Genomic DNA, 20,099 nt, shown 5'->3' on the forward strand with positions numbered 1-20,099 from the left:
GCTCTTGCCTTGCCGTGCGACTGTGAACCCCCGAATAGTGACGGATTATTGGCATGGCGAAGAGCGAAGCAGCAGAAAAACCCACCGCAGGGAAAAGCAAACTCAAGCTTATCCTCTTGATTGTCCTGGCGTTGTTGTTGGCCATCGGCCTGTCGGTCGGCGCCACCTGGTATTTCATGCACAGTGCTCAGAGCAAGCCGGCACCGGCTGCGGAGACCGCCACCAACGTCAAGCCCGCAGCGATCTATGAGCCCATGGCCCCGGCTTTCGTTGCCAACTACACGCAGAACGGCCGGCAGCGCTACATGCAGGTGAGCATCACCATGCTGGCGCGCAATCAAGCGGACCTGGATGCCCTGAAAGTGCATATGCCAGTGATCCGCAACAACCTGGTGATGCTGTTTTCCGCGCAGAATTTCGACACCCTGGCGACTCCGGTCGGTCAGGAAATGCTCCGCCAGAAAGCCACCGCCAGCGTCCAGGAAGTGGCCCAGAAAGAGGTGGGCAAGGTAGTGGTCGAGCAGTTGCTCTTTACTAACTTCGTATTGCAGTAGGAACACGACATGGCCGTGCAGGACCTGCTGTCCCAGGATGAGATCGACGCGCTGTTGCATGGCGTCGACGACGGTCTGGTACAGACCGAACACGCTGCCGAACCCGGTAGTGTCAAAAGCTACGACCTGACCAGCCAGGATCGCATCGTCCGCGGACGCATGCCGACTCTGGAGATGATCAACGAGCGCTTCGCCCGCTACACCCGGATCAGCATGTTCAACATGTTGCGTCGTTCCGCCGATGTGGCGGTCGGTGGTGTGCAGGTGATGAAGTTCGGCGAGTACGTGCACTCGCTGTACGTTCCCACCAGCCTGAACCTGGTGAAGATCAAGCCGCTGCGCGGCACCGCGCTGTTCATCCTCGACGCTAAGCTGGTGTTCAAGCTGGTGGACAACTTCTTCGGCGGTGATGGTCGTCACGCGAAGATCGAGGGGCGCGAGTTCACTCCCACCGAGCTGCGCGTGGTGCGCATGGTGCTGGAGCAGGCCTTCGTCGACCTCAAGGAAGCCTGGCAGGCGATCATGCCGGTCAATTTCGAGTACATAAACTCCGAAGTGAACCCGGCGATGGCCAACATTGTTGGCCCGAGCGAGGCGGTGGTGGTGTCGACCTTCCATATCGAGCTCGATGGTGGTGGCGGCGACCTGCACGTGACCATGCCGTACTCGATGATCGAGCCGATCCGGGAAATGCTCGACGCCGGTTTCCAGTCCGACCTGGACGACCAGGACGAGCGCTGGAGCAAAGCCCTGCGCGAAGACGTACTGGATGTGGCGGTGCCGCTGAGCGCCACGGTCGCCCGCCGGCAACTGCGCCTGCGCGACATCCTGCACATGCAGCCTGGCGATGTGATCCCGGTGGAGCTACCAGAAGACATGATCATGCGGGCCAACGGCGTGCCGTCGTTCAAGGTCAAGCTGGGTTCCCACAAGGGCAACCTGGCGCTGCAAGTGATCGAACCGATCGAGCGCCGCTGAACGGTGCTCCAACCTGTTTGTTGTTCAATGAATTTTTGCGCGTCGAGGACCCAAGATGGCTGACGAAATTAACTCCCAGGACGATCAGGCGCTGGCCGACGAGTGGGCTGCTGCGCTGGAAGAAACCGGTGATGCCGGCCAGGCCGATATCGACGCTTTGCTGGCGGCCGATGCCGGCGCCGCGGCCAGCGGTGGGCGCCTGCAAATGGAGGAGTTCGGCAGTGTGCCCAAGAACCATGAGCCGGTGAGCCTGGAAGGGCCGAACCTGGACGTGATCCTGGACATCCCGGTATCGATCTCCATGGAAGTGGGCAGTACCGACATCAACATCCGTAACCTGTTGCAGCTCAACCAGGGTTCGGTGATCGAGCTCGATCGCCTGGCGGGCGAGCCGCTGGATGTGCTGGTCAACGGCACCCTGATCGCCCACGGCGAAGTGGTGGTGGTCAACGAGAAGTTCGGTATCCGCCTGACTGACGTGATCAGCCCAAGCGAACGCATCAAGAAGCTGCGCTAAGTGAACAGGCTGCTTGGCGTATTGCTCGGCTTGCCCTTGAGTGCCCTGGCCGCAGAACCTGTGGCCACTGCCCAGGTGACGGCCGCGGTGCCGGCGGTGGGCAGCCTTAGCGGGCAGCTGGCCCAGTTGGTGCTGGGCCTGTTGCTGGTGGTCGGGCTGATCTTTCTCCTGGCCTGGCTGTTGCGCCGAGTGCAGCAGGCAGGTCCTGCTGGCAAGGGGCAGGTGATCGAGCTGATCGGTTCCCGGGCCCTGGGCCCGCGTGACCGGTTGGTGTTGGTGCAGGTCGGCAACGAGCAGATCCTGCTGGGCCTGACCCCGGGCACGATCACCCCGTTACATGTACTCAAAGAGCCGGTGCAGGTGCCTAGCGCCGAACAGGCCACGCCTGAGTTCGCCCAGCGCCTGATGGAGCTGTTGGGCAAGGATCAGAAGGATAGGAAGTAATGCCGTTGCGCATCATCTTGACGTTGGCCCTGATGCTGGCGGCGCCGCTGGCGCTGGCGGCCGATCCGTTGTCGATCCCGGCCATCACCCTGGGCACCAATGCCAGCGGCCAGCAGGAGTACTCGGTCAGCCTGCAGATCCTGCTGATCATGACCGCGCTGAGTTTCATCCCGGCGTTCGTCATGCTGATGACCAGCTTTACCCGGATCATCATTGTCTTCTCGATCCTGCGCCAGGCCCTGGGGTTGCAGCAGACGCCGTCGAACCAGATCCTCACCGGCATGGCGCTGTTCCTCACCCTGTTCATCATGGCTCCAGTGTTCGACCGGGTGAACCAGGACGCGTTGCAGCCGTACCTGGCGGAAAAGATCACCGCCCAGGATGCGGTGGCCAAGGCCGAGGTGCCGATCAAGGACTTCATGCTGGCGCAGACCCGCAGCAGTGATCTGGAGCTGTTCGTGCGCCTGTCCAAGCGTACCGACATTGCCAGTCCTGACCAGGCGCCGTTGACCATCCTGGTGCCGGCCTTCGTCACCTCGGAACTCAAGACGGCGTTCCAGATCGGTTTCATGATCTTCATCCCGTTCCTGATCATCGACCTGGTGGTCGCCAGTGTGCTGATGGCCATGGGCATGATGATGCTGTCGCCGCTGATCATTTCCCTGCCGTTCAAGATCATGCTGTTCGTCCTGGTGGACGGCTGGGCACTGATCATCGGCACGCTGGCCGGCAGTTTCGGCGGTGTTTAGAACCTTGTTTGCGGGTGATCGACAATGACTCCAGAAGTCGCGGTAGACCTGTTTCGCGAAGCCCTGTGGCTGACCACCATGATGGTTGCCGTGCTGGTGGTGCCCAGCCTGCTGGTGGGCCTGATCGTGGCCATGTTCCAGGCGGCCACGCAGATCAACGAGCAGACCCTGAGCTTCCTGCCGCGCTTGCTGGTGATGCTGGTGACCCTGATTGTCGCCGGCCCCTGGCTGGTGCAGACCTTCATGGAATACATCCGTCAGTTGTACGGCAGTATTCCGCAGTTGATCGGCTGAACCCATGTCCTTGCTGGCGTTGACCGATACCCAGATCAGCAGCTGGGTGGCGAGCTTCGTGCTGCCGCTGTTCCGGGTCACCTCGCTGTTGATGGTGATGCCGGTCTTCGGCACGACCCTGGTGCCGCGGCGGGTGCGCTTGTACTTCGCCCTGGCGATCACCGTGGTGATCACCCCGGCGCTACCGCCCATGCCCGAGGTGCATGCGCTGGACGCCAGTGCCCTGCTGCTGGTGGCTGAGCAGATACTGATCGGTGCCGTGCTCGGGTTTGCCTTGCAGTTGTTCTTCCAGGCCTTTGTCATCGCCGGGCAGATCGTCGCGATCCAGATGGGCATGGGCTTCGCTTCCATGGTCGACCCGACCAACGGTGTCTCGGTGGCGGTGATCGGGCAATTCTTCACCATGCTGGTGACTTTGCTGTTCCTGGCCATGAACGGCCACCTGGTGGTGTTCGAGGTGCTGGTGGAAAGTTTCACCACGCTGCCGGTCGGTGGCGGGCTGATGGTCAATCATTACTGGGAGCTGGTCGGCAAGCTGGGTTGGGTGCTGGGGGCGGCGCTACTGTTGGTGTTGCCGGCGATCACCGCCTTGCTGGTGGTGAACATCGCCTTCGGCGTGATGACCCGGGCGGCGCCACAGTTGAACATCTTCTCCATCGGTTTCCCCCTGACCCTGGTGCTGGGGATGGGTATCGTCTGGATCAGCCTCGCCGACATTCTCAACCAGTATCAACCGCTGGCCGCCGAGGCCTTGCAGTTCTTGCGCGAATTGGCGAGGTCACGTTGAGCCATGGCTGAGAGCGAGAGCGGTCAGGACAAGACAGAAGACCCCACGGAGAAACGCAAGAAGGACTCCCGGGAAAAGGGCGAGATCGCTCGCTCCAAGGAGCTCAACACCCTGGCCATCATGTTGGCCGGGGCTGGAGGCCTGCTGGTCTTCGGTGCGAACCTGGCGCAGAACCTCCTGGAGATCATGCGCCTGAATTTTTCCCTGCCGCGCGATGTGCTGCTCAGCCCCGGGGCCATGGGCTTGTATCTGCTGCACTCGGGCAAGATCGCCATCCTGGCGGTGCAGCCGGTGCTGTTGACGCTGCTGCTGGCGGCCATCATCGGGCCGATTTCCCTGGGAGGCTGGCTGTTCGCCGGCAAGAGCCTGGCGCCCAAGTTCAGCCGGATGAATCCGGCCAATGGGCTGAAGCGGATGTTCTCCTTCACGGCGTTGATCGAGCTGCTCAAGGCCCTGGCCAAGTTCAGCCTGGTGCTATTCGTGGCACTGTCGGTGTTGTCCTCCGATATCGACGACCTGCTGCGGATCGCCCATGAGCCCCTTGAGCTGGCGATCATCCATAGTGTCCAGGTGGTGGGCTGGAGCACCTTGTGGATGGCTTGCGGGCTGATCCTGATTGCCGCGGTGGATGTGCCGGTGCAGCTGTACCAGGCCCACAAGAAGCTGATGATGACCAAGCAGGAAGTGCGCGACGAGCACAAGGACCAGGAGGGGCGACCGGAGGTCAAGCAGCGGATTCGCCAGGTGCAGCGCGAGATGTCCCAGCGGCGGATGATGGCGGCCATTCCTGAGGCTGACGTGGTGATCACCAACCCGACCCACTATGCCGTGGCCCTCAAGTACGATGCCGAGAAGGGCGGGGCGCCGATGCTGCTGGCCAAGGGCACGGACTTCCTGGCGCAACAGATCCGTGAGATCGCCACGGCTCACGAGATCATGTTGCTGCAGTCCCCGGCGCTGGCTCGCTCGATCTACTACTCCACCGAGCTTGAGGAGGAGATCCCGGCCGGCCTGTACCTGGCGGTGGCCCAGGTCCTGGCCTACGTCTATCAGATTCGCCAACATCGCGCCGGCAAGGGCAAGCGCCCGGACCCGCTCAAGGACCCGCAGATCCCCGACGACTTGCAGCGCGACAGCGCCGGCAATCGACCGGCTTCGGGGCCGGCGAAACCTGCCTAGCACGAGCCTCGCCCGTTCGGGCTTGTTCGTCAGAAAAATGGCTAATTGCTATTAACCTTCCTCAGGGCCTTCCAGGTGCAGCTCCTTGCGTGACGAAATGGGCGCAAATGCTTGATTGAGCTGTCCAGGTGAAAGTTGGAAGGCTTCTTGCAGTAGCCGCCCTGTATCGCTTCAGGCGTCAAAAGTTTGCTTTACGGAACGGGGTAAATCGGTGGATCGCACTCAGTTAATCAACACGGCTCGCAGTAACCTGGCCGACCTTGGTCGGGGCAACCTGGGTGTGCCGGTGCTGCTGTTGGTCATGCTGGCCATGATGATGCTGCCGGTGCCGGCGTTCCTGCTGGACGTGTTCTTTACCTTCAACATCGCCCTGTCGATCGTGGTCCTGCTGGTCTGCGTCTATGCCTTGCGGCCACTGGATTTCGCCGTCTTTCCCACCATCCTGCTGGTGGCGACCTTGTTGCGCCTGGCGCTCAACGTGGCCTCGACCCGGGTGGTGATGCTCCACGGCCAAGAGGGGCATGCCGCTGCGGGCAAGGTGATCCAGGCTTTCGGCGAAGTGGTGATCGGCGGCAACTATGTCGTGGGTATCGTGGTTTTCGCGATCCTCATGATCATCAACTTCGTGGTGGTGACCAAGGGTGCGGGGCGGATCTCCGAGGTGAGCGCGCGCTTCACCCTGGACGCCATGCCCGGCAAGCAGATGGCCATCGACGCCGACCTCAACGCCGGCCTGATCGACCAGAACCAGGCCAAGGCGCGCCGCGCCGAAGTCGCCCAGGAAGCCGAGTTCTACGGTTCCATGGACGGTGCCAGCAAGTTCGTTCGCGGTGACGCCATCGCTGGCCTGCTGATCCTGTTCATCAACCTGATCGGCGGTATGGCGGTCGGCATGTTCCAGCACAACATGACCTTTGCCGACGCGGGTCGGGTCTATGCCTTGCTGACCATCGGTGACGGTTTGGTGGCGCAGTTGCCTTCGCTGCTGCTGTCCACCGCGGCGGCGATCATGGTGACCCGGGCCTCGGGTTCCGAGGAAATGGGCAAGCAGATCAATCGCCAGATGTTCGCCTCGCCCAAGGCGCTGGCCGTCGCCGCCGCGCTGATGGCGGTGATGGGGTTGGTGCCGGGCATGCCGCATGTGTCCTTCCTCAGCCTGGCGCTGGTGGCAGGTGGTGCGGCCTACCTGGTCTGGAGAAAGCAGCAGCAGGCCAAGATCCGGGCCGAGGAAGAGGTGCAGCGCCAGCAGGAACTGCTGCCATCTCCGGCGCGGGCCATGGAAACCAAGGAGCTGGGCTGGGATGACGTGACTCCCATCGACATGATCGGCCTGGAAGTCGGCTACCGCCTGATTCCCCTGGTGGACCGCAACCAGGGTGGGCAGTTGCTCGCGCGGATCAAGGGCGTGCGCAAGAAGTTGTCCCAGGACCTGGGATTCCTCATGCCCACCGTGCATATCCGCGATAACCTGGACCTGGCGCCCAGCGCCTATCGCCTGACCCTGATGGGCGTGATCCTGGCCGAGGCCGAGATCTACCCGGATCGCGAACTGGCGATCAACCCGGGGCAGGTCTACGGCACGCTCAATGGCATCGCCGCCCGGGACCCGGCCTTCGGCCTGGAAGCGGTATGGATCGAGATCAGCCAGCGGCCCCAGGCCCAATCCCTGGGCTACACCGTGGTGGACGCCAGCACCGTGGTCGCGACCCACTTGAACCAGATTCTGTACAAGCATTCCAGTGAGCTGATCGGCCACGAGGAAGTCCAGCAACTGATGCAGCTGCTGGCCAAGAGTTCGCCGAAGCTGGCCGAGGAGCTGGTGCCGGGCGTGCTGTCGTTGTCGCAGTTGCTCAAGGTGCTGCAGGCGCTGTTGGCCGAGCAGGTGCCCGTGCGGGACATTCGCAGCATTGCCGAGGCCATCGCCAACAATGCCGCTAAGAGTCAAGATACTGCCGCTTTGGTGGCTGCGGTCCGCGTCGGACTCTCGCGCGCCATTGTCCAAAGCATTGTAGGTACTGAGTCCGAGCTGCCTGTGATCACCTTGGAGCCAAGGTTGGAACAAATTTTGCTCAGCAGTTTGCAGAAGGCAGGACAAGGCCAGGAAGAAGGCGTTCTGCTCGAGCCAAGCATGGCAGAAAAGCTGCAGCGTTCGCTGATCGAAGCGGCGCAGCGTCAAGAGATGCAAGGTCAACCGGTGATCCTGTTGGTTGCAGGTCCGGTCCGCGCCATGCTCTCGCGGTTCGGTCGCTTGGCCGTTCCGGGTTTGCATGTGCTGGCGTACCAGGAAATTCCTGACAACAAGCAAGTGACCATCGTTGCGACAGTAGGGCCCAACGGCTGAGGTAGTGGGTTATGCAAGTTAAGCGTTTTTTCGCCGCCGATATGCGTCAGGCCATGAAGCTGGTTCGTGATGAGCTGGGCGCTGAGGCTGCCATCATCGGCAACCGCCGGATCGCCGGTGGTGTCGAGCTGACGGCGGCGCTGGATTACAAGTTGTCGGCACTGTCGCCGCGGGTTCCGAACATGGAGCTCGAGGACGAGCTGCGCAAGACTCAGTCGCGGATCGTCACGGCCCAGGCCGAACTCAGCCTGCGCAGCGAGGGCGACAGTACCTCGATGACCAACCGTCAGTTGTTCGCCGGCCTGCCGTTGACCGCCGCCGAGCCCCTGATCGAACCGACCCTGACCGAGCGCCCGCGCCCGGCGCCAGCCCCTGCTGCACCGGCGGTGGACAATCGTGCCCTGGATTCGATGCGTTTCGAGCTCAACGGCCTGCGCGAGCTGCTGGAAGTCCAGCTGGGCTCCCTGGCCTGGAGCCAGTTGCAGGGCAGTCGTCCGGAGCAGGCCAATCTCTGGCGCCGGCTGCAGCGCATTGGCCTTTCCGGCCCGCTGGCGCGCGACCTGCTGGCCTTGATCACCGATATCGACGAGCCTCGCCAGGCCTGGCGCATGCTCCTGGCCCACCTGGCGCGGATGATCCAGACACCGGAGCTCGAGCCTCTGGAAGAGGGCGGGGTGATTGCCATGGTCGGCCCGGCCGGCATGGGCAAGACCACGACCCTGGCCAAGCTGGCGGCGCGCTATGTGCTCAAGTACGGTGCGCAGAACATCGCGCTGGTGAGCATGGACAGTTATCGCATCGGCGCCCAGGAGCAACTCAAGACCCTGGGGCGGATCCTCAATGTCTCGGTGACCCATGTCGACCCTGGCCAGTCCCTGGCCCAGGCCCTGGACCCACTGTTGCGCAAGCGCGTGGTGCTGATCGATACCGCCGGCCTGCAGGCCAGCGATCCGGCGCTGCGCATGCAACTGGAAAGCCTGGCCGGTCGCGGTATCCGGGCGAAGAACTACCTGGTGCTGGCCACCACTAGCCAGAAGCAGGTGCTGACCGCCGCCTACCACAGCTACAAGCGCTGCGGCCTGGCCGGTTGCATCCTGACTAAACTGGATGAAACGGCCAGTCTTGGCGAGGTATTGAGCCTGGCCATCAGTCACGAACTGCCGGTTGCCTATCTGACCGATGGGCCGCGGATTCCTGACGACTTGCATCTGCCCCGCCGGCATCAGTTGGTGAGCCGCGCAGTGAGCGTGCAGATGCAGGAAGAACCCAGCGAAGAGGCCATGGCCGACATGTTCGCTGACCTGTACCACAATCCGGCCAAGCGGGTCGGTTGAGGTACTCATGGATAGATTGCAGCGTATCTACATCGATGGTCTGCCAGGCACTGTTCCAATGGTGAACACGCAGCCAGTTATGTGGCCCCGTCTAAGTAAGACAAGGTAAAGAAAGAACATGGGCAGCATGCATCCCGTACAGGTGATTGCGGTGACCGGCGGCAAAGGTGGCGTCGGCAAGACTAATGTGTCAGTGAACTTGTCCCTGGCTCTGGCTGAGCTCGGCCGGCGGGTGTTGCTGCTGGATGCCGACCTGGGATTGGCCAATGTCGATGTCCTGCTGGGACTGACCCCCAAACGTACCCTGGCCGATGTCATCGAAGGGCGCTGCGAGCTGCGCGATGTGCTGCTCCAGGGCCCGGGCGGCATCCGTATCGTGCCGGCAGCCTCGGGCACCCAGAGCATGGTGCACCTGAGCCCGGCCCAGCATGCCGGCCTGATCCAGGCCTTCAGCGACATCGGCGACAACCTCGATGTGCTGGTGATCGACACTGCTGCGGGTATTGGTGACTCGGTAGTCAGTTTTGTCCGCGCGGCCCAGGAAGTGCTGCTGGTGGTCTGCGACGAGCCGACCTCGATCACCGATGCCTACGCCCTGATCAAGCTGCTCAACCGCGACTACGGCATGAACCGTTTCCGGGTCCTGGCCAACATGGCCCAGAGCCCCCAGGAAGGGCGCAACCTGTTTGCAAAGTTGACCAAGGTCACTGATCGGTTCCTGGACGTGGCCTTACAATATGTCGGCGCAGTTCCCTACGACGAAAGCGTGCGCAAGGCCGTGCAAAAGCAGCGTGCGGTCTATGAAGCCTTTCCTCGTTCGAAATGTGCATTGGCGTTCAAGGCCATCGCGCAAAAAGTCGATACCTGGCCATTGCCGGCGAACCCTCGCGGGCACCTGGAGTTTTTTGTCGAGCGGCTAGTGCATCAAACAGCGGGACCGGTGCTATGACTGCCAGTGGCTACAACCTCTACAAGAAGTCGGCGCGTGACAGCCAATACGAACTGATCGAGCGCTATGCGCCCCTGGTCAAGCGTATTGCCTATCACCTGTTGGCGCGGTTGCCGGCCAGCGTCCAGGTGGAAGACCTGATCCAGGCCGGGATGATCGGTTTGCTCGAAGTGTCGACCAAGTACGACGCGAGCAAGGGTGCGAGTTTCGAGACCTACGCGGGTATCCGTATCCGCGGTGCGATGCTCGACGAGGTTCGTAAAGGCGACTGGGCCCCGCGTTCGGTGCACCGTAATACGCGCATGGTCAGTGATGCCATTCGCGCAATTGAAGCTAAAACCGGTCGTGACGCTAAAGATCACGAGGTTGCGGCCGAACTTCAATTGAGCCTCGATGATTATTACGGGATTTTGAACGACACCCTGGGCAGCCGACTGTTCAGTTTCGACGACCTGTTGCAGGACGGCGAACACGAAGGGCTGCACGAGGATGGCGCCAGTGCTCATCTCGAGCCGTCACGGGACCTGGAGGATGAACGCTTCCAGGCCGCGTTGGCGGATGCGATTGCCAATTTGCCGGAGCGCGAGCGACTGGTGTTGGCGCTGTACTACGACGAAGAGCTGAACCTCAAGGAAATCGGTGAGGTCCTGGGGGTCAGCGAATCGCGGGTCAGCCAGTTACACAGCCAGTGCGCGGCCCGCTTGCGGGGGCGTTTGGGGGAGTGGCGAGCGCGCTGACAGGCAGTGTGGGGACACTGCGCCCAAGACCGGTCGGGCCTTGTGCCTGGCCGGTTTTGCAGTATGTGCTCCATGCAGTCGTTGCGTGTTATGCCGGATTGATTGAATGGCGTATCCAGGTACTGGATGCGTTTAAGACTGCTTGGAGGTCGAATTGGACAAGAACATGAAAATCCTCATCGTTGATGACTTCTCAACGATGCGGCGGATCATAAAAAACCTGTTGCGTGATCTGGGTTTCACCAACACGGTCGAGGCCGACGATGGCACCACTGCCATCCCGGTTCTCAACAGCGGGAGCATCGACTTTCTGGTAACGGACTGGAACATGCCGGGCATGACCGGTATCGACCTGCTGCGTCATGTGCGCGCCGATGAAAAACTCAAGCACCTGCCGGTACTGATGGTCACTGCCGAAGCCAAGCGTGAGCAGATCATCGAAGCCGCCCAGGCCGGCGTAAACGGCTATGTCGTCAAACCATTCACGGCCCAGGCGCTGAAAGAGAAGATCGAGAAGATCTTCGAACGCATCGGTTGAGATGCGTAGCCATTGCGCCACGGGGGAGCTATGGAGCATAACGAATCTTCACTGGGCGACTTTGAGTCGACCCTGAAAAAACATGCGCTGGAGCTGGTCGAAAGCCTGGAAAAGGGCAAGTTCGGCGAAGCTGTGCAACTGATCCATGAGCTCAATCAGACCCGTGACCGCGGCCTGTACCAGGAAGTGGGCAAGCTCACCCGCGAGTTGCATAGTGCGATCGTCAATTTCCAGATCGATCCGCACATGCCGCAAGCCGAGGAAGTTTCACAGATCACGGATGCCACCGAGCGCCTGTCCTACGTGGTCCGGCTGACGGAAGCCGCGGCCAACCGCACCATGGACCTGGTGGAGAGCAGCACCCCGCTGGTCAACGGCCTGAGCAGCGAAGCCCAGGCGTTGAGCGTGGACTGGGGGCGCTTCATGCGGCGCGAGGTCGGGGCCGAGGAGTTTCGCGAGCTGGCGCGTCGGGTCGACAGTTTCCTGACTCGTAGCGAACAGGAGACCCGTACCGTCTCGGGCCACCTCAACGACATTCTTCTGGCGCAGGATTACCAGGACCTTACCGGCCAGGTGATCAAGCGCGTGACCCAGTTGGTCACGGAAGTCGAAAGCAATTTGCTCAAACTCGTCTTGATGGCCAGCCAGGTCGATCGTTTCGCCGGCATCGAACATGACCGTGCCTCGATCCTAGCGGAAAAAGATCCGCAAAAACATCTCGCTAAGGGTGAAGGTCCGCAGATTCATGCCGATAAACGGGAAGACGTTATGTCCGGTCAGGACGATGTAGACGATTTGCTTTCCAGCCTTGGATTCTAGGAGCACCCATTAATGAGCTTCGGCGCCGATGAAGAGATCCTTCAGGATTTCCTGGTTGAGGCCGGCGAGATTCTAGAGCAACTGTCCGAACAACTGGTCGAGCTGGAAAGCCGGCCGGATGATGCGGATCTGCTCAACGCAATTTTTCGCGGTTTTCACACTGTTAAAGGGGGCGCCGGCTTCCTCCAGCTCAACGAGCTGGTGGAGTGCTGCCATATCGCCGAGAACGTCTTCGACATCCTGCGCAAGGGTGAGAGGCGTGTCGATTCGGAACTGATGGATGTGGTGCTCGAAGCGCTGGACACGGTGAACAGCATGTTCGGCCAGGTCCGCGAGCGTTCCGAGATCACTCCTGCGACACCTGAACTGCTTTCCGCCCTGGCCCGCCTGGCTGAGCCGGCTGGTGCCGAACCCGCCCCCGAACCGGTGGTGGAAGAGGTGGTGGAAGTGGTAGCGGAGCCTGCGGCCGAAAGCCCGTCGGGCGATATCACCGACAATGAATTCGAACTCCTGCTCGACTCGCTGAGCGCTGCCAAGGCCGAAGCCGAGGCTGCACCTGCTGCTGCGCCAGCGGTTGAGGGCGAAGCGGCCAGTGATGAAATCACCGATGCCGAGTTCGAGTCCCTGCTGGACCAGTTGCATGGCAAGGGCCAGTTCGCCCCCGATGCCATCGCACCTGCCGCGGCCAGTGCCGACAGCGGCGCAGCCGCCGGCAGCGATGAAATTACCGATGATGAATTCGAAGCCTTGCTCGATCAGCTGCATGGCAAGGGCAACTTTGCCGTTGACGCGCTGGAATCGGCCGTGGCCGCCGTTCCCGCTACGCCGGCAGCCAGTGCCGCCGCCGCGGGCAGCGACCTGATCAGCGATCACGAATTCGAATCCCTGCTCGACGAGCTGCATGGCAAAGGCAAGTTCTCCGACACCCCGGGGACAGCCAAGCCCGCGGCCCCGGCAGCGGCTTCCGCACCGGCTGCGCCATCCGCCCCGGCCGCCGCTGCGGTGGCCAAGCCAGTCGCGCCGAAAGCCGAAGCCAAGGCCGAAGCGCCGAAGCCAGCCGCTGCCCCGGCCCCAGCCCGCGCAGCGGCTGCGGCCCCGGCGGAAAAGCCTGCCAGTGAAGCAGAAACCACGGTGCGCGTGGATACCGCGCGCCTGGACGAAATCATGAACATGGTGGGCGAGCTGGTGCTGGTGCGTAACCGCCTGGTGCGCCTGGGTCTCAACAGTGGCGACGAGGCCATGTCCAAGGCGGTGTCGAACCTCGACGTGGTTACCGCCGACCTGCAGACCGCGGTGATGAAGACCCGCATGCAGCCGATCAAGAAGGTCTTCGGGCGCTTCCCGCGCCTGGTTCGCGACCTGGCCCGGCAGCTCAAGAAAGAGATCAACCTGGAGCTGGTGGGGGAAGAAACCGACCTCGACAAGAACCTGGTGGAAGCCCTGGCCGACCCGCTGGTGCACTTGGTGCGCAACGCGGTGGACCATGGTATCGAGTCGCCGGAAGAGCGCGAGGAGTCGGGCAAGTCCCGCCTGGGCAAGGTGGTGCTGGCAGCGGAACAGGAGGGCGACCACATCCTGTTGTCGATCTCCGACGACGGCAAGGGCATGGACCCCAACGTCCTGCGCGCCATCGCGGTCAAGCGCGGGGTGATGGACAAGGACGCCGCCGATCGCCTGAGCGATACCGAGTGCTACAACCTGATCTTCGCCCCGGGCTTCTCCACCAAGACCGAGATCTCCGATGTCTCTGGTCGCGGTGTGGGCATGGACGTGGTCAAGACCAAGATTTCCCAGCTCAACGGCTCGATCAATATCTACTCGACCAAGGGCCTGGGTTCGAAGATCGTGATCAAGGTGCCGTTGACCCTGGCGATCATGCCGACCCTGATGGTGATGCTGGGCAACCAGGCGTTCGCCTTCCCGTTGGTCAACGTCAACGAGATCTTCCACCTCGATCTGTCGCGCACCAATGTGGTGGACGGCCAGGAAGTGGTGATCGTGCGGGACAAGGCCTTGCCCTTGTTCTACCTCAAGCGCTGGCTGGTCAGTTCCGCCGCTCATGAAGAGCAGCGCGAAGGCCACGTAGTGATCCTTTCGGTGGGTACCCAGCGGATCGGCTTCGTCGTCGATCAGTTGGTGGGCCAGGAAGAAGTGGTCATCAAGCCCTTGGGCAAAATGCTTCAGGGAACCCCGGGCATGTCCGGCGCCACCATCACGGGTGATGGTCGCATCGCATTGATCCTCGATGTCCCGAGCATGCTCAAGCGTTACGCCGCACGGCGTATTTGATTCGGAGGGGAGGGGCGCTTGGCCTCGCCCCACCTAACGGAGTGTTTATGGCAGTCAAAGTCCTGGTGGTGGACGATTCGGGTTTTTTCCGCCGCCGCGTCTCGGAAATTCTTTCTGCGGATTCGAGCATCCAGGTCGTCGGTACCGCGACCAATGGTAAAGAGGCGATCGATCAGGCCCTGGCCCTCAAGCCGGACGTGATCACCATGGACTACGAGATGCCGATGATGGACGGCATCACCGCAGTGCGGCACATCATGCAGCGCTGCCCGACCCCGGTCCTGATGTTCTCTTCCCTGACCCATGAAGGCGCGCGGGTGACCCTCGATGCGCTGGACGCCGGGGCCGTGGACTTCCTGCCGAAGAATTTCGAGGACATCTCGCGCAACCCCGAGAAGGTCAAGCAACTGCTGTGCGAGAAGGTCCATAGCATCTCGCGCAGTAATCGTCGCTTCAGCAGCTACAGCACGCCAGCTCCGCAGCCGACTGCCGCTGCGGCGCCGGCTGCGTCCAGCTTCGGCAGCAGCCGCCCGGCACCAGCCCCGGCTCCAAGTCGTGCTCCGGCACCGGCTGCCAGTCCGGCGGCGCCAGCGCCCAAGCGCAAGGCCTACAAACTGGTGGCCATCGGTACTTCCACTGGCGGCCCGGTGGCGCTGCAGCGGGTGCTGACCCAGCTGCCGGCCAACTTCCCGGCGCCGATCGTGTTGATCCAGCACATGCCGGCGGCCTTCACCAAGGCCTTCGCCGAGCGCCTGGACAAGCTTTGCAAGATCAGCGTCAAGGAAGCCGAGGATGGCGACATCCTGCGTCCAGGCCTGGCACTGCTGGCCCCCGGCGGCAAGCAGATGATGGTCGACGGCCGCGGTGCGGTGAAGATCCTGCCCGGCGACGAGCGCCTGAACTACAAGCCGTGCGTGGACATTACCTTCGGCTCGGCGGCCAAGTCCTATAGCGACAAAGTTCTGGCGGTGGTGCTCACCGGCATGGGGGCGGACGGGCGCGAAGGCGCACGGTTGCTCAAGCAGGGCGGCAGCGCGGTCTGGGCCCAGGATGAGGCCAGTTGCGTGATCTATGGCATGCCCATGGCCATCGTCAAGGCCAACCTGGCGGATGCGGTGTACAGCCTGGACGATATCGGCCGGCACCTGGTCGAGGCTTGCCTGTAATGGATGTGCTCAGCCTTATCGGCATCATCATGGCGTTCGTCGCCATCGTGGGTGGCAACTACCTTGAAGGTGGTCATCTGTCGGCCCTGGCCAATGGTCCGGCAGCCTTGATCGTGCTTGGCGGGACCATCGGCGCGGCCTTGTTGCAGTCGCCGCTGAGTGCCTTCAAGCGCGCCATGCAGATCCTGGCATGGATACTGTTTCCGCCGCGGGTCGACCTGGCTGGCGGTATCGACCGGGTGGTCAACTGGAGCCTGACGGCGCGCAAGGAGGGCCTGCTGGGCCTGGAAGGCGTGGCGGATGCCGAACCGGATACCTATTCGCGCAAGGGCCTGCAGTTGCTGGTGGATGGCGCCGAGCCGGAAGCGATCCGCAGCATCCTGGAAGTCGACTTCTACACCCAGGAGAGTCGTGATATCGAGGCCGCCAAGGTGTTCGAGAGCATGGGCGGCTATGCCCCCACCATCGGTATCATCGGGGCGGTCATGGGCCTGATCCACGTGATGGGCAACCTGGCCGATCCATCGCAGTTGGGCAGTGGTATCGCCGTGGCCTTCGTCGCCACCATCTATGGCGTGGCCAGTGCCAACCTGGTGCTGTTGCCGATCGCGGCGAAGCTGAAGTCCATCGCCCTGCGCCAATCGCGGTATCGGGAAATGCTCCTGGAGGGCATCCTGTCCATCGCCGAAGGCGAGAATCCCCGCTCCATCGAGCTGAAGCTGCAAGGCTTCATGGACTGATTATGGCCCGTCGTCGTCAGCATGAAGAACACGTCAACCACGAGCGCTGGTTGGTTTCCTACGCCGACTTCATCACCCTGTTGTTCGCGTTTTTCGTGGTCATGTACTCGATCTCCTCGATCAACGAGGGCAAGTACAAGGTCATTTCCGAAGCGCTGGTCGGGGTCTTCACCGATTCCGATCGCGCCCTCAAGCCGATTCCCATTGGTGACGAGCGGCCCAAGACCGTGACTCCGGCCAAGCCTCTGGTCAAGGACAGTGAGCAGACCGACGCCGGTATTTCCGGTGGTAGCGACCCGCTCAAGAGCATCGCCGACGATATCAGCGCTGCCTTCGGCGACTTGATCAGCTCCGACCAGATGACTGTGCGTGGCAACGAGCTGTGGCTGGAGATCGAGCTCAATTCCAGCCTGCTGTTCGGCAGCGGTGATGCCATGCCCAGCGACAAGGCGTTCAGCATCATCGACAAGGTGGCGAAGATCCTCAAACCCTTCGACAACCCGATCCATGTCGAGGGTTTTACCGACAACCAGCCGATCCAGACCATGCAGTACCCCACTAACTGGGAGCTGTCTTCGGCACGTTCGGCAAGTATCGTGCGCATGCTGGCGATGCAGGGAGTGAACCCGGCACGCATGGCTTCGGTAGGGTATGGCGAGTTCCAGCCGGTGGCCAACAATGCCACCGCCGAGGGCCGGGCACGCAATCGCCGGGTGGTGCTGGTGGTCTCGCGAAACCTGGATGTGCGCCGTAGCCTGACCGGAACTGGCAGCGCCAATGCGACGCCGGATGCGGCACTCAAGCGGGCTGGCACACAAACTGCACCAACCGCGGTGAAAACGCCGGTACAGAGGAACGCCGTCAATTCTCCGTCACCTGCTTTATAACTTTGCGCTATGTCTCGCCCTGCTGTGGCCGGGCGGGAGGAACAAACCGAATGAGAGTCTGGGCTGTTGCCAATCAAAAGGGTGGTGTTGGTAAAACCACCAGTTCTATCGCTTTAGCCGGCTTGCTGGCGGAGGCGGGCAAGCGCGTGGTCGTGGTCGACCTCGACCCCCACGGCTCCATGACCAGTTATTTCGGTTATGACCCTGACAGCCTGGAGCACAGCAGCTACGACCTGTTCCTGCACAAGGGTAATGTGCCCGAGGATCTGCCTGGGCAGTTGCTGCTGGGCACCAGCCATGAACGCATCTCGCTCCTGCCATCGAGCACCGCCCTGGCGACCCTGGAGCGCCAGTCGCCGGGGCAGAGCGGCCTGGGCCTGGTGATTGCCAAGAGCCTGGCCCAGTTGTGGCAGGACTTCGACTATGCCGTGATCGACAGCCCGCCGCTGTTGGGTGTGCTGATGGTCAACGCCCTGGCGGCCAGCCAGCAATTGGTGATCCCGGTGCAGACCGAGCACCTGGCGGTCAAGGGCCTGGAGCGCATGGTCAATACCCTGGCGATGGTCAATCGCTCGCGCAAGCAGCCGCTGCCGTTCACCATCGTGCCGACCCTGTTCGACCGTCGGACCCAGGCCTCCCTGGGCACATTGCGGATCCTGCGCGACAAGTTTCCCGAGGAGATCTGGCAGGGCTATATCCCCGTGGACACGCGCTTGCGCGATGCCAGCCGGGCTGGAGTCACTCCTTCGCAGTTCGATGGCAAGAGTCGCGGGGTCCTGGCCTACAAGGCCTTGCTCAAGCACCTGCTGGCCCAGCAACTCGTGGCGCAGGTGGCCTGACGTGAAGCGCCATTCAAGTCGCCCGGCAGTGCAGCCGATAACCCCTACAGATCGTTATGCAGGGGTGTCTGCATGGGTGTCCTCATGAATCGTCCCCTGGATATCAAGAACCGACCGCAGCTGGCATTGCAGTCGTACCTGGACGCGTTGCTGCAGGACGCTACCGAAGAGGAGCAGGTTCCGGAGCCGGTAGCGCAGGTCGTGTTGCCCGCCGCCCCACTCGTCGAGGAGGTTTCCAGCGAAGTCCTGGACGAGTTCCAGGCTGCGGTGTTGGAAGAGCAGGCCCGGGATGCACGGAGCCAGCACCAGGCGGCACCTGCCGAGCAAGCCAAGGTCGTACCGGTGGCCCCGGTAATGGATGCACCGGCGCCCTTGCCCAGCCCCGTGGTGCCGATGCTCCAGGCGCTGGTGCCACCGCTGGTGGAAGTTCACCTGCCGCCGAGCAACACGCCGCCGCCAGCCGCCGGCAGCGATCGCCCCAGTTGGGCGGCCGAGCCTTTCGAGTGCCTGCTGTTCGATGTCGCCGGCCTGACCCTGGCAGTGCCCCTGGTCTGCCTGGGCTCGATCTACTCCCTGGCCGGTCAGGAGTTGACGCCGTTGTTCGGGCAGCCGGAATGGTTCCTCGGCATCCTGCCGAGCCAGGCGGGCAACCTCAAGGTCCTGGATACCGCGCGCTGGGTCATGCCGGATCGGTATCGCGATGATTTTCGCCAGGGCCTGCAGTACGTGATCTCGGTCCAGGGCTACGAGTGGGGACTGGCCGTGCATCAGGTCAGTCGCTCGTTGCGCCTGGACCCCAATGAAATCAAGTGGCGCAGCCATCGTGGCCAACGCCCCTGGCTGGCCGGCACGGTGATCGAACACATGTGCGCCCTGCTTGACGTGGCCGAACTGGCGGAGCTGATCGCCACCGGTGGCGCCAAGCAGCTGGCAATCAGTCAAGCGGCCCACAAGCCGAAGTGAACCAAACACAGGCCGCGCCAGTGGGGCGCGGCCATACAGAACACACGCCGTTTTCAACGGTATTTTGAGGGGTCAGGGTATGAATAAGTCGTCGTCTGCACAGGGTTCCGAAGATCCGATCCTGCAATGGGTCACCTTCAAGCTGGATAACGAGTCCTATGGCATCAACGTGATGCGGGTCCAGGAAGTCCTGCGCTACACCGAGATCGCTCCGGTGCCGGGCGCGCCCAGCTATGTCCTGGGGATCATCAACCTGCGGGGTAATGTGGTCACCGTGATCGACACTCGCCAGCGTTTCGGCCTGGTGCCCACCGAGGTCAACGACAACACTCGGATCGTCATCATCGAAGCCGACAAGCAAGTGGTCGGGATCATGGTCGACAGCGTGGCCGAAGTGGTCTACCTGCGTCAGTCGGAAGTCGAGACTGCACCGAATGTCGGCAATGAAGAGTCGGCCAAGTTCATCCAGGGCGTCTGCAACAAGAACGGCGAGCTGCTGATCCTCGTCGAACTGGACAAGATGATGAGCGAAGAGGAATGGTCGGAACTGGAGAGTATCTGATTGATCCTCGAGGTAGCGGTTATTGTCCTGGCGATCTTCTGGGTCGCCACACTGGCCATGTTCTTGTCTTATGCCCGCAACCAGCGCCAGATCGCTGCGCAGCAGGCAGAAGGCGACGCCCTGCGCGACCAGCGGATCAAGGAGCTGGCCAAGCGCGTCGACCATTACCAGAACGGTACGGTGCGCATGGGCGAAGACCTGCATGAGCTGCGCGCAGTCGTGGCGCCGTTGCCGGACAAGCTGGCCCAGCTGGAGCAGCGAGACCCCTCAAGTCTGTCCTTCGCCCAGGCTGCCCGCCTGGTCGGCATGGGTGCCAGCGTTGACGAGTTGACCCAGTCCTGCGGCCTGACCCAGGCCGAGGCAGAGCTGGTCAGCAAGCTGCACAGAGGCTGACCGTCAGCCGCAAGCCGCAAGCTTCAAGACTTGCGGCTCA

At 62.2% G+C, this 20,099-nt stretch carries 22 protein-coding genes; all 22 read left to right on the top strand.

The features are described 5' to 3' along the window. Nucleotides 1-53 precede the first annotated feature (53 nt). A complete protein-coding gene (fliL, locus tag C4K39_RS08450) occupies nucleotides 54-554 on the top strand; it encodes a flagellar basal body-associated protein FliL (protein ID WP_068578551.1) in 501 nt (166 codons plus the stop codon). 9 nt (nucleotides 555-563) lie between these two features. After that, on the top strand, nucleotides 564-1,532 hold the full coding sequence (gene fliM / locus C4K39_RS08455) for a flagellar motor switch protein FliM (protein ID WP_068578549.1): 969 nt from the start codon (nucleotides 564-566) through the stop codon (nucleotides 1,530-1,532). 55 nt (nucleotides 1,533-1,587) lie between these two features. Continuing rightward, a complete protein-coding gene (gene fliN, locus C4K39_RS08460) occupies nucleotides 1,588-2,049 on the top strand; it encodes a flagellar motor switch protein FliN (protein WP_068578547.1) in 462 nt (153 codons plus the stop codon). After that, nucleotides 2,050-2,493 (top strand): flagellar biosynthetic protein FliO, encoded by a 444-nt coding sequence (gene fliO / locus C4K39_RS08465; RefSeq protein WP_068578545.1) that lies wholly within the window; start codon nucleotides 2,050-2,052, stop codon nucleotides 2,491-2,493. It begins immediately after the preceding gene. After that, nucleotides 2,493-3,242: a flagellar type III secretion system pore protein FliP gene (fliP, locus tag C4K39_RS08470; RefSeq protein WP_068578543.1), complete on the top strand. Its 750-nt coding sequence runs from the start codon at nucleotides 2,493-2,495 to the stop codon at nucleotides 3,240-3,242. Before fliO ends, fliP begins: the two co-directional genes overlap by 1 nt. 24 nt (nucleotides 3,243-3,266) lie before the next feature. After that, the gene (gene fliQ / locus C4K39_RS08475; protein ID WP_022643038.1) at nucleotides 3,267-3,536 is read left to right on the top strand and encodes a flagellar biosynthesis protein FliQ; all 270 of its coding nucleotides are present in this window, start codon (nucleotides 3,267-3,269) and stop codon (nucleotides 3,534-3,536) included. Nucleotides 3,537-3,540: 4 nt separating this feature from the next. Continuing rightward, nucleotides 3,541-4,323 (top strand): flagellar biosynthetic protein FliR, encoded by a 783-nt coding sequence (gene fliR / locus C4K39_RS08480; RefSeq protein WP_068578541.1) that lies wholly within the window; start codon nucleotides 3,541-3,543, stop codon nucleotides 4,321-4,323. Between the two features lie 3 nt (nucleotides 4,324-4,326). Next, a complete protein-coding gene (flhB, locus tag C4K39_RS08485; protein ID WP_068578539.1) occupies nucleotides 4,327-5,502 on the top strand; it encodes a flagellar biosynthesis protein FlhB in 1,176 nt (391 codons plus the stop codon). Nucleotides 5,503-5,713: 211 nt separating this feature from the next. Beyond that, nucleotides 5,714-7,843, top strand: coding sequence for a flagellar biosynthesis protein FlhA (gene flhA, locus C4K39_RS08490; RefSeq protein ID WP_124346125.1), 2,130 nt, complete (start codon nucleotides 5,714-5,716; stop codon nucleotides 7,841-7,843). An 11-nt stretch (nucleotides 7,844-7,854) separates the two neighbouring features. Further along, a complete protein-coding gene (gene flhF, locus C4K39_RS08495) occupies nucleotides 7,855-9,177 on the top strand; it encodes a flagellar biosynthesis GTPase FlhF (protein ID WP_068578535.1) in 1,323 nt (440 codons plus the stop codon). A gap of 118 nt (nucleotides 9,178-9,295) precedes the next feature. Continuing rightward, nucleotides 9,296-10,126 carry a flagellar synthesis regulator FleN gene (fleN, locus tag C4K39_RS08500; protein WP_016963180.1) on the top strand — a complete coding sequence of 277 codons (831 nt, stop codon included), beginning with the start codon at nucleotides 9,296-9,298 and terminating at the stop codon, nucleotides 10,124-10,126. Then, on the top strand, nucleotides 10,123-10,863 hold the full coding sequence (gene fliA / locus C4K39_RS08505; protein WP_011060003.1) for an RNA polymerase sigma factor FliA: 741 nt from the start codon (nucleotides 10,123-10,125) through the stop codon (nucleotides 10,861-10,863). Before fleN ends, fliA begins: the two co-directional genes overlap by 4 nt. 166 nt (nucleotides 10,864-11,029) lie before the next feature. Beyond that, nucleotides 11,030-11,401: a chemotaxis response regulator CheY gene (locus C4K39_RS08510; protein ID WP_003183998.1), complete on the top strand. Its 372-nt coding sequence runs from the start codon at nucleotides 11,030-11,032 to the stop codon at nucleotides 11,399-11,401. A gap of 30 nt (nucleotides 11,402-11,431) precedes the next feature. Beyond that, entirely contained in the window at nucleotides 11,432-12,220 is a 789-nt protein-coding gene (locus C4K39_RS08515) for a protein phosphatase CheZ (RefSeq protein WP_068578533.1), read from the top strand. Between the two features lie 12 nt (nucleotides 12,221-12,232). Beyond that, entirely contained in the window at nucleotides 12,233-14,509 is a 2,277-nt protein-coding gene (locus tag C4K39_RS08520) for a chemotaxis protein CheA (RefSeq protein ID WP_124346126.1), read from the top strand. Between the two features lie 47 nt (nucleotides 14,510-14,556). Continuing rightward, complete coding sequence (locus tag C4K39_RS08525) at nucleotides 14,557-15,675, top strand: protein-glutamate methylesterase/protein-glutamine glutaminase (protein WP_068578467.1); 1,119 nt, start codon at nucleotides 14,557-14,559, stop codon at nucleotides 15,673-15,675. Next, on the top strand, nucleotides 15,675-16,415 hold the full coding sequence (locus C4K39_RS08530; RefSeq protein WP_068578465.1) for a flagellar motor protein: 741 nt from the start codon (nucleotides 15,675-15,677) through the stop codon (nucleotides 16,413-16,415). Before C4K39_RS08525 ends, C4K39_RS08530 begins: the two co-directional genes overlap by 1 nt. A gap of 2 nt (nucleotides 16,416-16,417) precedes the next feature. After that, complete coding sequence (gene motD / locus C4K39_RS08535; RefSeq protein ID WP_068578463.1) at nucleotides 16,418-17,302, top strand: flagellar motor protein MotD; 885 nt, start codon at nucleotides 16,418-16,420, stop codon at nucleotides 17,300-17,302. Between the two features lie 50 nt (nucleotides 17,303-17,352). Next, on the top strand, nucleotides 17,353-18,141 hold the full coding sequence (locus C4K39_RS08540; protein ID WP_068578460.1) for a ParA family protein: 789 nt from the start codon (nucleotides 17,353-17,355) through the stop codon (nucleotides 18,139-18,141). An 84-nt stretch (nucleotides 18,142-18,225) separates the two neighbouring features. Beyond that, nucleotides 18,226-19,104 (top strand): CheW domain-containing protein, encoded by an 879-nt coding sequence (locus C4K39_RS08545; protein WP_124346127.1) that lies wholly within the window; start codon nucleotides 18,226-18,228, stop codon nucleotides 19,102-19,104. A gap of 79 nt (nucleotides 19,105-19,183) precedes the next feature. Beyond that, a complete protein-coding gene (locus tag C4K39_RS08550; protein WP_011060011.1) occupies nucleotides 19,184-19,666 on the top strand; it encodes a chemotaxis protein CheW in 483 nt (160 codons plus the stop codon). Next, entirely contained in the window at nucleotides 19,667-20,059 is a 393-nt protein-coding gene (locus C4K39_RS08555) for a DUF2802 domain-containing protein (protein WP_068578458.1), read from the top strand. Nucleotides 20,060-20,099 lie beyond the last annotated feature (40 nt).

Source organism: Pseudomonas sessilinigenes, assembly GCF_003850565.1.
GTDB classification, from domain to species: Bacteria; Pseudomonadota; Gammaproteobacteria; order Pseudomonadales; family Pseudomonadaceae; genus Aquipseudomonas; species Aquipseudomonas sessilinigenes.

Coding starts and splice junctions, on each gene's coding strand:
- fliL (WP_068578551.1), top strand. CDS start 54: ATGGCGAAGAGCGAAGCAGCAGAAAAACCCACCGCAGGGAAAAGCAAA.
- fliM (WP_068578549.1), top strand. CDS start 564: ATGGCCGTGCAGGACCTGCTGTCCCAGGATGAGATCGACGCGCTGTTG.
- fliN (WP_068578547.1), top strand. CDS start 1,588: ATGGCTGACGAAATTAACTCCCAGGACGATCAGGCGCTGGCCGACGAG.
- fliP (WP_068578543.1), top strand. CDS start 2,493: ATGCCGTTGCGCATCATCTTGACGTTGGCCCTGATGCTGGCGGCGCCG.
- fliQ (WP_022643038.1), top strand. CDS start 3,267: ATGACTCCAGAAGTCGCGGTAGACCTGTTTCGCGAAGCCCTGTGGCTG.
- fliR (WP_068578541.1), top strand. CDS start 3,541: ATGTCCTTGCTGGCGTTGACCGATACCCAGATCAGCAGCTGGGTGGCG.
- flhB (WP_068578539.1), top strand. CDS start 4,327: ATGGCTGAGAGCGAGAGCGGTCAGGACAAGACAGAAGACCCCACGGAG.
- flhF (WP_068578535.1), top strand. CDS start 7,855: ATGCAAGTTAAGCGTTTTTTCGCCGCCGATATGCGTCAGGCCATGAAG.
- fleN (WP_016963180.1), top strand. CDS start 9,296: ATGGGCAGCATGCATCCCGTACAGGTGATTGCGGTGACCGGCGGCAAA.
- fliA (WP_011060003.1), top strand. CDS start 10,123: ATGACTGCCAGTGGCTACAACCTCTACAAGAAGTCGGCGCGTGACAGC.
- C4K39_RS08510 (WP_003183998.1), top strand. CDS start 11,030: ATGAAAATCCTCATCGTTGATGACTTCTCAACGATGCGGCGGATCATA.
- C4K39_RS08515 (WP_068578533.1), top strand. CDS start 11,432: ATGGAGCATAACGAATCTTCACTGGGCGACTTTGAGTCGACCCTGAAA.
- C4K39_RS08520 (WP_124346126.1), top strand. CDS start 12,233: ATGAGCTTCGGCGCCGATGAAGAGATCCTTCAGGATTTCCTGGTTGAG.
- C4K39_RS08525 (WP_068578467.1), top strand. CDS start 14,557: ATGGCAGTCAAAGTCCTGGTGGTGGACGATTCGGGTTTTTTCCGCCGC.
- C4K39_RS08530 (WP_068578465.1), top strand. CDS start 15,675: ATGGATGTGCTCAGCCTTATCGGCATCATCATGGCGTTCGTCGCCATC.
- motD (WP_068578463.1), top strand. CDS start 16,418: ATGGCCCGTCGTCGTCAGCATGAAGAACACGTCAACCACGAGCGCTGG.
- C4K39_RS08540 (WP_068578460.1), top strand. CDS start 17,353: ATGAGAGTCTGGGCTGTTGCCAATCAAAAGGGTGGTGTTGGTAAAACC.
- C4K39_RS08545 (WP_124346127.1), top strand. CDS start 18,226: ATGAATCGTCCCCTGGATATCAAGAACCGACCGCAGCTGGCATTGCAG.
- C4K39_RS08550 (WP_011060011.1), top strand. CDS start 19,184: ATGAATAAGTCGTCGTCTGCACAGGGTTCCGAAGATCCGATCCTGCAA.